This is a genomic window from Changchengzhania lutea (genome assembly GCF_006974145.1).
Classification (GTDB): domain Bacteria; phylum Bacteroidota; class Bacteroidia; order Flavobacteriales; family Flavobacteriaceae; genus Changchengzhania; species Changchengzhania lutea.
This window is the reverse complement of record NZ_CP039456.1, coordinates 720,616-736,491: the sequence shown is the minus strand read 5'-3', so window position 1 is coordinate 736,491 and position 15,876 is coordinate 720,616. Positions and strand designations below refer to the sequence as shown.

Annotated in this window: 12 protein-coding genes and 1 other RNA gene; 6 read left to right on the top strand and 7 right to left on the bottom strand. The window is 33.2% G+C overall.

What is annotated here, in order from left to right; genetic code table 11:
• Positions 1-862: 862 nt before the first annotated feature.
• Positions 863-1,960: a hypothetical protein gene (locus tag FAF07_RS03505; RefSeq protein WP_142783806.1), complete on the bottom strand. Its 1,098-nt coding sequence runs from the start codon at positions 1,958-1,960 to the stop codon at positions 863-865.
• Position 1,961: 1 nt separating this feature from the next.
• Positions 1,962-2,732, bottom strand: coding sequence for an RNA polymerase sigma factor (locus tag FAF07_RS03500; protein ID WP_142783805.1), 771 nt, complete (start codon positions 2,730-2,732; stop codon positions 1,962-1,964).
• A gap of 408 nt (positions 2,733-3,140) precedes the next feature.
• Here FAF07_RS03500 and FAF07_RS03495 point away from each other — a divergent pair, with 408 nt between their 5' ends.
• The gene (locus tag FAF07_RS03495; RefSeq protein WP_142783804.1) at positions 3,141-3,473 is read left to right on the top strand and encodes a hypothetical protein; all 333 of its coding nucleotides are present in this window, start codon (positions 3,141-3,143) and stop codon (positions 3,471-3,473) included.
• A gap of 650 nt (positions 3,474-4,123) precedes the next feature.
• On the opposite strand, the gene FAF07_RS03490 is transcribed toward FAF07_RS03495, so the two are convergent.
• Positions 4,124-5,623 carry an ATP-binding protein gene (locus tag FAF07_RS03490; protein ID WP_142783803.1) on the bottom strand — a complete coding sequence of 500 codons (1,500 nt, stop codon included), beginning with the start codon at positions 5,621-5,623 and terminating at the stop codon, positions 4,124-4,126.
• Positions 5,624-6,455: 832 nt separating this feature from the next.
• Here FAF07_RS03490 and FAF07_RS03485 point away from each other — a divergent pair.
• The gene (locus FAF07_RS03485; protein WP_142783802.1) at positions 6,456-6,893 is read left to right on the top strand and encodes a BfmA/BtgA family mobilization protein; all 438 of its coding nucleotides are present in this window, start codon (positions 6,456-6,458) and stop codon (positions 6,891-6,893) included.
• A gap of 456 nt (positions 6,894-7,349) precedes the next feature.
• Here FAF07_RS03485 and FAF07_RS03480 read toward each other — a convergent pair whose 3' ends face one another.
• Positions 7,350-8,591, bottom strand: coding sequence for a site-specific integrase (locus FAF07_RS03480; protein WP_142783801.1), 1,242 nt, complete (start codon positions 8,589-8,591; stop codon positions 7,350-7,352).
• A gap of 258 nt (positions 8,592-8,849) precedes the next feature.
• Positions 8,850-9,245: a transfer-messenger RNA gene (ssrA, locus tag FAF07_RS03475) on the bottom strand.
• Between the two features lie 261 nt (positions 9,246-9,506).
• On the opposite strand from ssrA, the gene FAF07_RS03470 reads away from it, so the two are divergent.
• A complete protein-coding gene (locus FAF07_RS03470) occupies positions 9,507-10,712 on the top strand; it encodes an NAD(P)-dependent oxidoreductase (RefSeq protein WP_142783800.1) in 1,206 nt (401 codons plus the stop codon).
• Between the two features lie 7 nt (positions 10,713-10,719).
• On the top strand, positions 10,720-11,073 hold the full coding sequence (locus FAF07_RS03465) for a DUF1801 domain-containing protein (protein ID WP_142783799.1): 354 nt from the start codon (positions 10,720-10,722) through the stop codon (positions 11,071-11,073).
• A 62-nt stretch (positions 11,074-11,135) separates the two neighbouring features.
• On the opposite strand, the gene FAF07_RS03460 is transcribed toward FAF07_RS03465, so the two are convergent.
• Positions 11,136-12,362: a mechanosensitive ion channel gene (locus tag FAF07_RS03460; RefSeq protein WP_142783798.1), complete on the bottom strand. Its 1,227-nt coding sequence runs from the start codon at positions 12,360-12,362 to the stop codon at positions 11,136-11,138.
• A gap of 340 nt (positions 12,363-12,702) precedes the next feature.
• The gene (kdsA, locus tag FAF07_RS03455; RefSeq protein WP_142783797.1) at positions 12,703-13,530 is read right to left on the bottom strand and encodes a 3-deoxy-8-phosphooctulonate synthase; all 828 of its coding nucleotides are present in this window, start codon (positions 13,528-13,530) and stop codon (positions 12,703-12,705) included.
• A 238-nt stretch (positions 13,531-13,768) separates the two neighbouring features.
• On the opposite strand from kdsA, the gene typA reads away from it, so the two are divergent.
• Positions 13,769-15,568, top strand: a complete 1,800-nt coding sequence (typA, locus tag FAF07_RS03450) for a translational GTPase TypA (RefSeq protein WP_142783796.1) — start codon at positions 13,769-13,771, stop codon at positions 15,566-15,568.
• Positions 15,569-15,793 (top strand): uroporphyrinogen decarboxylase, encoded by a 225-nt coding sequence (locus FAF07_RS03445; RefSeq protein ID WP_142783795.1) that lies wholly within the window; start codon positions 15,569-15,571, stop codon positions 15,791-15,793.
• Positions 15,794-15,876 lie beyond the last annotated feature (83 nt).

Below are 15,876 nucleotides of genomic sequence, written 5' to 3'. Positions count from 1 at the left end.
TTATATAATATTATGTAAAATAGGATTTCAAAAAAGTTAAATTGAAATTCTGAATAGAACAAGTGTATAGAAATTTTAAAGTAAAGATTAGAGCAAGGGAAAATTTTATACTCTTGTGGCAACTTTACGAGAATCGCGTAGAAAAAAATATGGAGCACAATTATTCAATTACGCTAAAATTTCAATAACGTCTAAAAACTAGCTTTTTTTTGGCGTTGGCAAGCGGCGGTAAATTGTGTTTAAAAATAAATGTTATTTAAACATTTAAATTTTTAAAAAGCAATCGAGCGATTGGCACCGGCAATTTTACATAACGGCAAATTATAGTACAAATTTGTAAACGTGATGTTTCTCGTGAATCGCTTATTTAAAAAAACTTGAACAATTGTACAGAATATTAAAATTATACGATAAGCTATTCGATAAAGATTAATGACCCAAGTACTAAGGTTTCTTATGAAAACAATACTTTCTGGGATATTTTACATAATACTACATTATAGCTATCATTCAACAAATATCAAAATACTGCTAATCTCTATTTTAATTATGAATCATCCTCAGGATAATCCATAATCAAAAATGTACTATAATTTAACTTATGTCTAACAGGATAACAAACCAAAAACAATTTTTTAAGGCTTAAAAAAGATTTCCTTTCAGTGCGCTCTTCATAAGTTTACGGGAGCGTATTGAAAGGTGTTATTAATATTTGATATAATAAAGTAATCCATTAGGAATAGGAATAATTAAGAGAGATCAAAATAAGAGAGCCCACGCGTTGTATATGCTGTTCACATTCAGTGAGTGCGATTACAGGCCTCACCTTGCGGGTGTACAAGCACCCTCGTAGCCAAATTGGCTAATCTATAATAATTTCAATACCTGCTTTCTCAGCCTTGTATTTTATTTTGGTTATTAACTCATAATAGCTCCAGTTTCTTAATACAAACTCCTCTTCTTTAGCTATCCTAATCTTGTCTTCCTGATTTAATAGAATTAGTGTTCCAGCCCGATGTTTAATGCAAAAATCGATTAACCTTCTGCTGTATACATGAACACGATGTGAAACATAATTACTTTCGGCTTTGCGATGCTTGTCCACTGCTTTTAGTTTTCGTTTACGCCCTTTTCCTGATTTAGAATAGGAAGCCCCTATCTGTGCCCTTTTAAGAGCTGCTTGTATAGCCAACCTTCTATATAGAAACTCTTCCCTAGTGCCAATGGTAAGTCTGGCATTAATGGTTTTCACTATAATGGGGTATTCAATAGACAGAGATGCCTCAGCTATCACTTCTGGTTTTAAGGATTGTTTTTCTTTTTCAATTTCAAAAACTGGTAGCCAGAATATTTTACCATCTTTCAATTTAATATGGGAAGTACAAAGCTTGGTTTCTCCCTTTATTACGCGCTCCAATAGTATTCTTTTGTCGGTATAGTCCTTTCCTAAGTAGGTCTTAAAAGGAATTTGAAATAAACGAAAGCAAAAAGCCCTTTTCTCGTCATTATAAGATAACCCGCTTATGCCCTCCAAACTAAATGGAAAAGCCATATCCCTCCTAAAGTTTTTAAGGGAACGTTCCCCTTTCCAGTATTCTGAGCTGTTTTTCTTAAAAGAAGTGATTAAGGTATTATTCAAACTGGACAATATATTTGTAGGGATTTCACCCTTAAAGCGATTCGATACAACGCGATAAGTAGTATTGATTCGGGAGCGTTGCAAGATGCCGTACTCATCTTTTTTTTCATCAGCCAATTTATACTTTATTCCCTCTGACAAATAAAAAAAATCCTTGATATTTTCCTGTACATACAAATGGGAAACAATAAGGTTAGCAGCTCTATAACATCGGTTTTGCCACTGATAAAGTTTGTCCAAGGCTTCCTTGCGTTCTTCTTGGCTAGGAAGGTCGACCAATATCTGAACCTTTCGGGTTAGTTTGAGTGTAGGCTTTTCCATATCAAGCGGATTCTAATTGCTGCATGAGTTTATACGCTATTATAAATTCATTGTGAACTTTCTTTTTTGATAAATTAAGTTCTGTAGCAATGGACGTAAAGGAATATTTCTTTTCACATCGGAGCTTTAATACTCTTGCTTGTTCCTTGGTTATAACACCTTGAACCTTAATTTCAACAGCGGACTTTTGTTCAGTTTCAAGCGCGCTTCCTTGATTAATAATTGTTTTAATATCCTCAATGGCTCGTTTCACTTCATTACTGGTTTCATTAATACTTGTTCCCATAACCTTGGCAATAGCCTTATATTGAAAACCATATTTTAAACAGAGATCAATTAAATGCCTTCTTTCAGCGTTCAATAGAGGTAATACACTTTTGATTCGGTTGAAGTTTTTTTGTTCCGATTCCTGGTCTTTCAGATTTTCAGACGCATTTACGGGATCATACCCCACCATATAATCTTGGTAATTGTCGTAATCTTCTAACGAATGAACGTTCCTAAAGAACTTATTTTTAGGTTTACTATAGTATGAAATACATTCTCTTTTCATCACAAACCTTAAGAAATAGAAAATATGCTTAGGCGATTCTATCCTGTCCCTATGAACCCATAATTTTAAAAAAGTATCTTGTACTAAGGATTCTATAACAAAATGATCATTAATCATTTGCTTACCGACCCAAAAGATACTTCTGCTGTATTCAGAATGAATCTGTTCTAAAGCAGAGGGATCGTCATTTTTTAATAATTTAAAATTACTGTGTGGCATAGCAGACCTCGTTTAAATTGGTGATAGCTTCCACCATAATTAAATTTGATTGATATTAAATAGCTGATGCGAGATCTTACAGTTTATAAAGAGAAGATAGCTTTGAAAAAGGTTGAGAAGGATGCCCCTTTTCTACAAAAAAAGGCGTGGAACTCAGCTTATTGCCTTAGAGGTACTGGTATACCGAGGAACAATAAGTGAGCCCACGCCGATAGACGTGAGCATCTTACTTATCGTTTCGTTCCTATTAAATTACCAGTTTTCTAAGACGAAATTCAAAGCGAATACTTCAATATTTTAATTTGAAGAGTCGCAAATATATGTTATTAAAACAAATATATAAAAATTATTCATATTGAGCAGTATCGTGCTCAAGAATAATTAATTTAATAATTTCCTTTGTCTATAATGTCAGCTGAAAAATCGTCATATAAAACCGATCAAAGACCCAAGAAAGTATTTCTTGTGGATAAGTATGTATGTAGATACATGAAGGAGGAATGGTTTATTGATGCAAAAAAGGATAAGTTAAGAGAGTATGGAAGACTTTATGGAATTCATTATCATACCGTAGAGAAAATAGTGGAAGAAGATGGGTACAATATTCCTTTGCATACTTTAAATATTATTTGTTTCAATAGGGGAGTCAGGCTATCAGAATTTTTTAAGTTGGTTGAAAGGAAGTATGGAAATAAAATTGATGATAGTTATGTTATAAAATATGTTGATAAAAAAAGTTAATTTTTTAATGGACATATTTTTACGGAATAATTATTCATCACGGGATACTAGGCTATGTTACCTCTGTTTTCTGCGAAAATAAGTAATTGATATTTTTTTCTTTCAATCTCATAATTCTGTATATTTAAGTAATCCATTCGGTGGTTAATAGATAATATATTAATAGAAGCTCAATGGGATAATTATGATACAATAGAAATTTACAATTGTCAAAAGAATTATAACTGGGAAAGCAATAAACCCCATTGTAGCCCATTCCCACTACATTCCGTATATACTTCATTTCGGGAAAAGCACTTCATTACAAAGGTCTTGAACATTAGTCTAAAATGTGAACCTTTCATTTGTTAACCCATTCCGTTCACACTGGAATGGAACACGTCATTATCAGCACAAATTTCAGACTAAAGTTCGCTGGAGTAGAACTTCAATTAATAAGAAGTGCTTCAATTTACATTATTCAAAAGGAGGTATAGCAAACTTAATTTTATAAGGATATCCATAATTCAAAGTAGAGCTCATACACTAACTCATACAGTATTTATCATTGATATTTTAGTTAACATTACGGAAACCCTCAATATATAGGGGTTCTACATTCTAGTGAAATTTAGAGCTCATACACTACTCATACAGAGCTCATACATTTTTTACATAATAATTAACTGTATCTTTCCTTCTTCAGAAGTAAAATAGGACTGATTAGGGTCTGTTAAAGATTCTGTATTTGTCAATTCAATAAGACCATCATCAACTAAATGTTTTACATTCGTTTTGTAATTCTCAGTTCTATTAGACACTTTTAATAAGTCCTCTAGAATCTCTCTTCTTGATTTTGGTTCTACACAGAATTTAAGTATACTAATATCTTTAGTTGAAAGATTTAATTTTTCCTTTCTAATAAATGACTTATGAATTGGAAAAGTAATTTCAAAATACGTTCGTTCTTCATCCGTATCGAATATTGGTTTAGGAGATTGATTATCTCTTATCGATTTTAATATTTTTGGCACTCCAGTTCCTCTAGTTTCAGCTAATCTTAATTCTTTCAAGAAGTCTCCCATTCTGGAATTCCTATATCTTCTAGCATTAAATCTTCCTTTAGACATCGAATCCTTATTAATAGGAGGCAATGGTCCGGGGTAATTTAGAATATGAAGTCTATCAGGGTAAACTCTAACTTCTACCGGTTCTTGGTCTTGATAAGATTTATGATATACTGCATTTACCAAAGCTTCTTCTATTGCATCATATGGAAAATTATAAAACCTTAAGGCTTCCGCTTGAGTAGATATTTTTTCTACTTTCTCTTTAATTACATTAGTATTTAAAAATTCTAATGCATTACTAATTTGCTTATGTAATGGTCCTGAAAATATTTTTTCAATAAAATCTCCTGCACCGTCATTGTCAGAAAAGATGACAATTTCAATTCTTGCTTTATAGAAAAATTGCTCAGGCTCTTTATTAAAAAAGAGTAATCCTAAATTCTGTGGAAGCATCGCCTCATCTGGACCTGATGCAATTCTTAACTTCCTGGCTAACTCTTCAATTGGCATAACTTTAGAATCTTCAGCGAGACTACTATTGATTGTCTCAAGATACTCTGTTATTAATCCTCTATCGAAATCTTTTAATGAAGCTTGATTATTTCTTCTTTCAATAAATGGAATTCTTGCAGCGTTTTCGGATAATTGACGCTCTTCAATATCGTTTGCAAGGACTGTATTTGATAATTTTTTGATATAAACTCTCTGCGGAGCACCATCTCCTAAATGAGTAGCTGCTTTATAGGGCTTTTCATATCCTGCTGGAACCCAAATTACAAGAATCATTCTACCATCAATATCATAAGGTTCTAAAAGTGGTACAAATGAAGGTGTTATTTTAGTTCTACATAGATTCAAAAGTTCTTTTTGAATATTATCAACTTGGGCTGCCGATACACCTTTTGGAGGAAATTTAGGCATCCCTTTTTCCTCTTCAAATCCAATTACGATATAACCGCCACCCCAATCGTTAAAATCATTAGCATAAGCACATACGGAATGAATGACCTTTTTAGGATTCCAGCCTTCTTTAAGTTCTATCCGTTCCCATTCTACTGTTCGCCCATGAATAAGTTCATTAATATTTATTGGTAATGGCATATTTATATTTTATCTAATCTGTATTTAATCTCAAAGGTAATTATTATTTTAAAGATTTAAGTGTTCCATCGGATGATGAAATTCTAGTTTCTTTTACAAATCATCAATGCTTTTAAATCGTATCACTGTGCACTGGTTAGATATCGATAGCCTCCTAATTACTGTGCTTGACTTTAATATTGCTTAAAGGTTCCAAGTTTTCATTTGGTTCCACTTCCCAATATTTTAAATTTCAATTAGACATTAATTCACTTTACCAGCCCATGTCGTTACTTTTTTCGACAGCAAAATAACAACATTCAGCTTTGAACGACAGCATAACCAGGCTCGTGCCTCGCACTTTTTATATGTCTACACAAACCTGAATATTGAACAGCGCCAAGCAACAAAAAAAGGTAACAGCGATGGCGCTATGGGAAGTAAATGAAATAGGAAAAACTATATGCTATTTCTTAGCTGTTATTTTTTTTAAAGACTCTTCTAACAAGAAAAAGGAAAACGCTCAAGATATAATAAGTAAATGATGATATTGATAATGCAATCAAAAGTTGAATTAAGTCAAAACAATTCAAGAGTTACAATTATAGCTTCTTAAATTCTGATAATTCTAGTGTTTCATTTGACTAGTAAATTATCTTAAGTGGAAGTATAGATTTTTTGAAGATTTATCGAAAAAAAATGTATAGCAAGAGGGTAACACGCTACGCGATGTTACTATTTTTCAACTTATTGATTATTAGTGTTTTATGCGTAATTAAAAACTAGTTTAGAAATCATTTTTAGCGTAAAAATGCTCGCAGCCCAGTGAAATCAGTAAAAATTTAACGTAAAAATGGATAAAGGTTATGAAAAAGAACGGTTTGAAAGCCTGAGCATCAAGAGTACTGTGATAAAAAAATTTAGAAAATATTCTAAATCAATTTCAAAATCAAACTCAATGACTTTACTTTTGATGGTGGAGTTTTTTGAACGTAATGAACTTTATCCAGAAGATGATTTGAAACCAAATTTAATGCAAACTGAAAATCGGATTAAGAAGAGAATCAATGCGCTCATTGCCATTATAAAAGATATAGAAAAGAATCAAACCAAACCGACATTGGCAATGTTGCAATCTCTTTTTGAAGGATCTGAGCCAAAGCAAAAATTAATTCTTGCGAAAAGTTTTGAGGAGTTAGAGAAAGAAAGATTGAATAAAGAAGTTAATGTGCGATTTAAAGAAAAAAGTGAATCTGATTTTAAAAATGATAGCGAGGATTTAAATAATTGAAAGCAGATATCAAATTAAATCAATTAGCATCAAATGCTATGAACGCCTAGAAACACTATAAATTTGTTAATTTTAAGGGCTTTAAAATCATTTTTTAAAGCCTCGACAATGTAGTTACCCAGAATGATGAGATAATTGGTTAAATCATTTGTAAATTACCTTATTTTTGATTCTGAGTTGTAATTATAAACTAGATAAATAATTTAGAGTTTTTTGAAATAAAAAAAATAATTTTAAATTTTTGTTAGCTTAGTTTATAAATGTTTTCTTTTGTTTGTTAATGTTTATATATACATACCAATGCTTGTTCATTGCTTGTCCAGAGCTTGTCCACTACTTGTTCAGTACTTGTACCAATTTTGATCATGTTCCAATCATATCGCAAAATGAATCATTTGATAGCAAAACTAATTAGGGTTAAAAGCACTATAAATTTCAGCTTTAAAATTGAATGTATTATTGGTTTTCTTTTCGGTCTTTTCTCTGGGTTTTCAGTTTCTCTTCAAGTATATTCATATCATCACTAACTTTACGATCGACTATTTTTGCATAATGCTGAGTGGTTCTCAACGATTTATGACCAAGCATTTTACTAACTGTTTCTATAGGAACTCCATTAGTTAAAGTAACAGTAGTTGCAAAAGTATGACGTGCCAAATGTGTTGTTAGCGGTTTTGTAATGCCACATAGCATCGCTATTTCTTTTAAATAGGCATTAGATTTCTGGTTACTAAACACAGGTATTAAACGCTCACTTTTTAGCACTTGTGGATCATAAGCATAACGATTTAAAATCTCTTTCGCTATGGGTAACAGAGGGATACTACTTCGAGTATTTGTTTTGGTACGTTTAATATTTATCCACTGCTTGCCATCAATACCAATAGTTATATCTGATTTTGAAAGTTTCTCAACATCAGAATAGGCAAGACCCGTGTAGCAAGAAAATACAAACATGTCTCTAACCACTTTCAGCCTATCAAAATGTAATTCTTTAGTGTAAAGTGTTTCTATTTCTTCAGCAGTCAGATATTCACGTTCTACAGCTTCAAATTGGACTTTGTAATTATAAAACGGATCTCTGTCCATCCATTGATTGGCTAAAGCAATGCGAATTATCTTTTTGAAATTATTAATATATTTCAATGCAGAATTATGATTGCACTTTCTAGTCGTTTTTAAAAAGAACTCAAATTTGGTGATAAAGCGATAGTCAATATCTTTTAATTTGTAATCTTCTAATCGATATTCTTCTTCTATAAATTGTTTCACATGGTCGTAACAAGTCCAATAACGTTTTGCGGTGCTAACAGATATATCTTTTCCTGCTAATAAATCGGTTCTTTCATTATGTTCTTTGAATACTTCAAGAATAAATCTAATTTTCTTTCCACCACCTTTTAAAAGATTCATCATAGACCTAGCAGATATCAAATTATTCTCGTCCATGCATCTTTGATGAATTTTATATAGCTTATGTTTTAGATTATCAATGTGGTTATTAATTTCGACAGCCTCACGATTTGTACCCATAACTTTTTGGGATTTAGTACTCCAAAATTTTGGATCAATCCTTCTGCTAATACTATATTCAATGCGTTTATTGTCAACTGTTAATCGTAAATAAATGGGTGCTAATCCTCTACTATTTATCTTTGAATTGACAAGATGAAAATGGATAGAAAAGTCTGTTTTCATAATTATACAAATTTTAGGTCTCGCTAAAGTCCTAAAAAGGTAGTAAATTAGAACTTAAAAACCTAATGCGTTTTTTTGTAAATAGCTGGAAATGAGTAAAATATTGTGCCTAGCGAGACCTATTTTAAAAATCGAAAAGGGGTCACCGAATTGGTCTCGATTGAGATGGTTTTAAATGATATCATTTGATATCAAATAAAACATAAAACCCTGTAAATCATAAATTTACAGGGTTTTTGATGGGTTTTGATACCCAATAAGTGGAGTCGGAGAGAATCGAACTCTCGTCCAAACAAGTAACAAAAGAGCTTTCTACACGTTTATTCTTTTCTTGGGTTTTCGATTATAAGCTGGTTAAAGACAACCCACTTATAACTTATCTTCTTTAGTTTCAAAAGAGCATCAAAGCGCTACTCAATCTATATTGACATTTACGATGCCTCAAAATGGAACGCCGTCAATCAAGGCTTTCCGGAGACATAAAGCTTGTACACCTTGTGTACCTAGGCTAATCTTACTATAAATTCAGATTATGCAGCTAAAGCGTAGTTATTCTCGCCGTTTAAAAGTTGGTCTAGCCTTTTACGTGTATCAATGCCATTACACGACGTGCTTACAATTTAATTAATCTCGCTGTCAAAACCAGTCGACCCCATTATTAATAAAAAAGTAATTTTTAATTGGGCGTTACTCCCTTTTGCTTTTAATGGCAAAAGCGGGTCAGGCTTTCGGCAGTCGCTTTTTTTGAGAAAAACAAAAAAGAGCTCCAACAATGCCTCAATCCTTAACGCGGATAGCAAAGGTATCAAAAAGTTTGTATAACCATGCAAATCCGTGTATTTTAGTGCAAAATTTATACCAAAATGTCTAACTGTCAGTTGGCCAGCTAGAAACAAAAAAAGCATAAAAATTAATATGAAGTTTTGCCTTATAAAAGAACGCAAAAATCCACCGGATAGACGCGTTGTATTTTCACCAACCAAGTTAGCTGAAGCAAAAAAACAATTTCCAGAAGCAACATTTATAGTAGAATCGTCAGATATTCGTGTATTTCCAGATGAAGCATACAAAAATGCAGGTTTTGAAGTCACTAATGATATTTCCGATTGCGATGTCATGATTGGTGTAAAAGAAGTGCCAATTAACGCTTTAATTCCAAATAAGAAGTACTTTTTTTTCTCGCATACCATAAAAAAACAGCCTTATAACAGAAAACTGTTACAAGCTGTTTTAAAGAAAAAGATAGAACTCTATGACCATGAAACTATTGTTAGCGAAAAAGGATATCGTTTAATAGGTTTTGGTCGTTATGCAGGTATTGTTGGTGCGTATAACGGATTCCGTGCTTGGGGATTAAAATATAACACGTGGAATCTGCCAAAAGCAGGACCGCTACCAAACCAGCAAGCGCTGATAGCCGAGTTAAATAATCTACAATTACCGAATATAAAAATTTTATTAACCGGAAACGGAAAAGTGTCCAATGGCGCACAAGAAATGTTGGATGCCATGAATATAAAATGTGTTTCGGTTGAAGATTATTTAGGTAAAACATTTAACGAACCTGTATATTGCAAAATAGACGTGCTTGATTACAACAGACGAAAGGATGAAAAAGTTATTGATAACACAGACTTCTTCAATAACCCACAAGATTACGTATCCAATTTTATGCGTTTTTCAAAAGTGACCGATTATTATATTGCCGGTCATTTTTATGGCGATGGATCCCCTTATTTATATACTAGGGATGATGTGAGATCGAATGATTTTAATATTACAGTTGTTGCCGATGTAAGTTGCGATGTCGACGGACCAGTTGCTACAACACTGCGAGCATCAACCATTGAAAACCCTATTTATGGGTATGACCCACAAACTGAAACCGAAATTGACTATAAGACCGAGAATGCTATTGTAGTTATGGCAGTCGATAATTTACCGTGTGAGCTTCCGCAAGATGCCAGCGAAGGTTTTGGAGACCAATTTTTGCAGCATGTTATTCCAGCGTTTTTCAACAGTGATAAACACGGCATATTAGAACGCGCCAAAATAACTGAAAACGGGACATTAACTGAGCGATTTTCTTATTTACAAGATTATGTGGATGGTAAAGAATAAATAAAAATTGAAACCTGCAGAACTTTATATTTTAAACAAACCAGAACCGTTTAAATCTATTTTAATACATGTGCAATTTCTTATTGAGAAGGCAGTACCAAATGCCAATTTACTATTTAAATGGAATGTGCCCTTTTTTTACATAGATAAACGTCCATTTTGCTATTTAAATCAGACTAAAGATTACGTAGATCTCGGCTTTTGGAATGTAACGGATTTAAAACGCTTTCAAGAGTACCTTATTTCTGATGGCAGGAAAGTGGTAAAATCTTTACGCTACAGGACTATTGAGGATATTAATGAAGAAGTGCTTCTTGCTGTTATTAAGGAGACCTACACTATTAGAAACACTAAAGGATAAAAAAACAAGGCCTCGATTTTAATCGAGGCCTTGTTTTTTTACATTAGATAATGAGTTCAATACTAAATCCTATCGTTTGGATTGTTTAGAGTTTTAGTATCGCTACTAGATGTTGGATCATTGTTATTTCGGAGTTTACCAATAATTTGTTTGAAGTGTTCTCCAGCTGCTTCGCGTCCGCCAAGGCCATAACTTAAGGCAACGGCTACAGCGATAGCACCTAATATGAGCCCAAAGGCCAATTCAACAATTTCATTCGCTATACCCATAGTTCTCAATGCAATAGCTATAAATAAAGCCATAGATGCTACACGAACAATCGAAGCAATAAACTTGTTGTTTTGCGATTTAGACATGGTGTCATAAATAATGGTAGAAATGTAGTTACCAATGGCTAATATCACCAACCCGAATAAAATCTGCCCTGTTAAATCCAGGATTTCGTTTAGTGTTACTGTGAGTCTATCTAAACCTAAAATCTCTACTGCCGTAATAATACCAAAGAATACTAAAAAGAAATAAATCAAATTTGCTAATAATTTGGATAAGGATTGATTCGCACCAATCATATTTTGAATATTGATTTTTTCCGCTACACGGTCTAATTGCATGCTCGCAAATAAATCTTTAAGAAAACTTGCTAAATATTTTCCACCCCAAACAAATACGATGATAATAGCAGCAGCAACAAAAATCTGCCCTAACATATCTGTAAAGTTGTATAAAATAGCATTGGCGGGTTCTGAAATAGCATCAAGCTTTAGCGCATTAAAGGCTTGAATAAGAAAAGGCACAAAAATGATTATAAAGACGACTTTTTGTGCAATATTAACAAGTTTATCGGTATCCTTAAAACTGGTCTTATCAACAATATTATCTAAAATGCCACCTCCTAGCGTCACAAGTTTAGATACAAACTTGGCTAGTAAATAACCTATAAAACCAATTAAAATAGCGCCAATTAAATCTGGAATAAACAATAAGAATTTGTTAACCATATTCTTTAAAGGATCTAACACTTGGTCTACTCCCAATATTTCTAGGACTATAAGCATAGTGATTATCATGAGAATGTAGTACACAATATTTCCAATAAATGAATTGGTATTTTCAATATTGGTTTTCCCTAAAACCCGTTCGTCCCAACTGGTTTTTTTAAGTAGTTTTGTAATAAGACGTTTAATACCTTTAGCAATGAGCCATCCAATTAACAATACAGCTAAAGCACCCAAAATATTAGGTAAGTACTGTGTGACTTGGTTTGCAATAATTTCCAATTGATTTTCCATGATTTTTTAATGTTTGGTTTGAAGTAGCAATATTAAAGGATTGGATTAGAATAAATTAGCCCAATCACACATATGATTGTCCCTAAAAAAAATTCACTGTTAAATACTTACGGAAACATTTTGAGATACTAAGTTGAGATTCTTAGCCAAACGGTTTTTTTTTGAAAATTTAAAACTTTAAGGATTTCTCCTCTGTATTTAATTTAAAACCGGCATCTTGTTAAGCAAAAGGATGGGAGGTTAATAAAACGTATTGACAGTCATTTAAATGCTTTTTTCTTTACAGGAATACGTTAGACGTAAATAATATGCATTCCTGTAAAAAAACGTAACTGAATTTTTATGAATTTTTAAGCGATTCAACCACTTTTCTAATAGCCACAAGGTTAGTGAGTAATGATTCTAAATTATCCAAGTGGAGCATATTAGCGCCATCACTTTTTGCATTTGCTGGATCAAAATGCGTTTCAATGAATAAGCCATCAACATGGTTTACAATACCGGCCCTAGCAATGGTTTCTATCATATCGGGTCTTCCGCCGGTTACACCAGCACTTTGATTGGGTTGCTGTAATGAGTGAGTAACATCTAAAACCGTAGGGGCATATTGTCTCATGGTTGGTATACCTCTAAAATCTACAATCATATCTTGATAACCAAACATGGTTCCTCTATCGGTTATCCAAGCTTTGTCACTACCCGTGTCCTTAACTTTTTGAACCGCATGTTTCATAGATTCAGGACTCATAAATTGGCCTTTTTTCAAGTTAACCACTTTTCCGGTTTCTGCTGCAGCCACTACCAAATCGGTTTGTCTAACCAAAAATGCAGGAATTTGGAGCACATCTACATATTGAGCCGCTAGTGCTGCGTCAGAAATCTCATGGATATCAGTTACCGTCGGGATGTCAAAAGTGTTGGACACTTTCTGCAAAATTTTAAGTGCTTTTTCATCACCTATTCCTGTAAAGCTATCAATTCTACTTCGGTTTGCTTTTTTAAAACTGCCTTTAAAAACATAGGGTATTTCTAGTTTATTAGTAATAGAAACTACCTTTTCAGCAATAAGAAGTGCCATGTCTTCGCTTTCAATAGCGCAAGGGCCACATAAAAGAAAAAAATTGTTAGCATTATGGTGCTTTATTTTTGGAATATCTTGAAGGTTCATAAAATTTTGTTTCAGCAAATTCGGAGCAAAGATACTATTTATGCTGAATTAATTTTCACATCTTTAATAGGAAGATGAATCCTCTTTTTTTAGCATTTAAATCTTTGTGAATCAAAAAGATATAGTTCTTAGTTTGTATTTTTCCATTTTTGAAAAAGCAGGAATGCCAAATAAATATTAATACATAAGATATTCATTATTTATAAGTAACTTTGCACGCTTAAAATAAGGCACTGTTATGGCTAATATTAAAAATATCGCAATTATTGCGCACGTAGATCACGGTAAGACAACTTTGGTAGATAAAATCATGTACCACTGTCAGTTATTTCGTGAAAATGAAAATACTGGAGATTTAATTCTTGATAATAATGATTTGGAGCGTGAGCGTGGTATTACCATTACCTCTAAAAACGTTTCAGTAATATATAAAAACACAAAGATCAATATTATTGATACTCCTGGTCACGCCGATTTTGGAGGTGAAGTAGAACGTGTGCTTAACATGGCAGATGGTGTTTTATTATTGGTTGATGCTTTTGAAGGACCCATGCCACAAACGCGTTTTGTATTACAGAAAGCGATTGATTTAGGATTAAAACCTTGTGTAGTAATCAATAAAGTTGATAAAGAAAATTGTACACCTGACGAAGTTCATGAAAAGGTGTTCGATTTGATGTTTGAATTAGGAGCAGAAGAATGGCAGCTGGATTTTCCAACGGTATATGGTTCTGCAAAGAACAACTGGATGAGTGATGACTGGCAAGATGAAACCGAAAATATTGAGCCATTATTAGATATGGTTATCGAGCATATTCCAGCGCCAAAAATTGAATCAGGAACCACACAAATGTTAATTACATCTTTAGATTTTTCTTCTTTTACAGGACGAATTGCCATTGGTCGTTTAACTCGTGGTGAATTGAAAGTGAATCAAAATATTTCCTTGGTAAAGCGTGATGGAAGTATCCAAAAATCTAAAATTAAGGAACTACATATTTTCGAAGGTTTAGGCCGTAAGAAAGTAGAAGAGGTGCAAACTGGGGATATTTGTGCGATTGTTGGACTTGAAGGTTTCGAAATTGGCGATACGGTTGCCGATTGGGAAAATCCAGAAGGCATGAAAACGATTGCCATTGATGAACCAACCATGAGTATGTTGTTTACCATTAACGATTCACCATTCTTTGGAAAAGACGGAAAATATGTGACATCGCGTCATATTAAAGATCGTTTGGATAAAGAATTGGAAAAAAACTTGGCACTTAAAGTTGAGGCTACAGATAGTGCAGATAAATTTATGGTGTTTGGTCGTGGCGTATTGCATTTATCTGTTTTAATTGAAACCATGCGCCGTGAAGGGTATGAATTGCAAATCGGTCAGCCTCAAGTGATTATTAAGGTTATTGATGGCGTTAAATGTGAGCCTGTTGAGGAAATGACCATTGATTTGCCCGAAACGGTATCTGGTAAGGCTATTGAAATGGTTACGATGCGTAAAGGCGAAATGTTAAGCATGGAAGCTAAAGGCGATAGAATGGTTTGTGAGTTTTTAGTGCCTTCAAGAGGAATTATAGGTTTACGTAATCAACTATTAACGGCGACTGCTGGTGAAGCTATTATGGCACACCGTTTTAAAGAATACCAGCCGCTTAAAGGGGGTATTCCAGAACGTCAAAACGGGTCTTTAGTGTCTATGGAAAAAGGGCAAGCTATTCCATATTCTATTGATAAATTACAAGATAGAGGTAAGTTTTTTGTTGATCCAGGAGAAGATATTTATGAAGGGCAGGTTATTGGAGAGAATTCTCGTGGCGATGATATGACTGTTAATGTGACCAAAACTAAAAAGATGAGTAACGTACGTAGTTCTGGTGCTGATGATAAAGCTAAAATTGTTCCAGCAATCAAATTCTCTTTGGAAGAAGCCTTAGAATATATCCAAAAGGATGAGTATGTTGAGGTAACACCTAACTTTTTGCGTATTCGTAAAGTCTTTTTAACCGAAGTTGAAAGAAAACGTAATAAATCAATATAAATGGAGTTTTTGAGCATTCCACTCGCAGAGTGGGTTGGCTATATGGCATCAGTAGTTTTACTGATATCATTTAGTATGAAGTCCATGACTAAATTAAGAATCATTAATTCCATAGGCGCCATTTTATTTGTCGCCTATGGCATTTTACTGGCCACTTCTTGGCCCATTATTATTACCAATACAGCTATCTTGGGAATAAACATTTACTACTTAACAAAGAAGTAAGGTGTAATCAGTTTTCAAAAAGTGTTTGTTTAAGTAGAATTGATGGTTTTCTGAATCCGTTCATAGAATAAAGCGTGTATTCA

Bases quoted from the DNA above. Each gene is read 5' to 3' on its own strand.
- FAF07_RS03505 (WP_142783806.1), bottom strand. From the start codon at position 1,960: ATGGAAAAGCCTACACTCAAACTAACCCGAAAGGTTCAGATATTGGTC.
- FAF07_RS03500 (WP_142783805.1), bottom strand. From the start codon at position 2,732: ATGCCACACAGTAATTTTAAATTATTAAAAAATGACGATCCCTCTGCT.
- FAF07_RS03495 (WP_142783804.1), top strand. From the start codon at position 3,141: ATGTCAGCTGAAAAATCGTCATATAAAACCGATCAAAGACCCAAGAAA.
- FAF07_RS03490 (WP_142783803.1), bottom strand. From the start codon at position 5,623: ATGCCATTACCAATAAATATTAATGAACTTATTCATGGGCGAACAGTA.
- FAF07_RS03485 (WP_142783802.1), top strand. From the start codon at position 6,456: ATGGATAAAGGTTATGAAAAAGAACGGTTTGAAAGCCTGAGCATCAAG.
- FAF07_RS03480 (WP_142783801.1), bottom strand. From the start codon at position 8,591: ATGAAAACAGACTTTTCTATCCATTTTCATCTTGTCAATTCAAAGATA.
- FAF07_RS03470 (WP_142783800.1), top strand. From the start codon at position 9,507: ATGAAGTTTTGCCTTATAAAAGAACGCAAAAATCCACCGGATAGACGC.
- FAF07_RS03460 (WP_142783798.1), bottom strand. From the start codon at position 12,362: ATGGAAAATCAATTGGAAATTATTGCAAACCAAGTCACACAGTACTTA.
- kdsA (WP_142783797.1), bottom strand. From the start codon at position 13,530: ATGAACCTTCAAGATATTCCAAAAATAAAGCACCATAATGCTAACAAT.
- typA (WP_142783796.1), top strand. From the start codon at position 13,769: ATGGCTAATATTAAAAATATCGCAATTATTGCGCACGTAGATCACGGT.
- FAF07_RS03445 (WP_142783795.1), top strand. From the start codon at position 15,569: ATGGAGTTTTTGAGCATTCCACTCGCAGAGTGGGTTGGCTATATGGCA.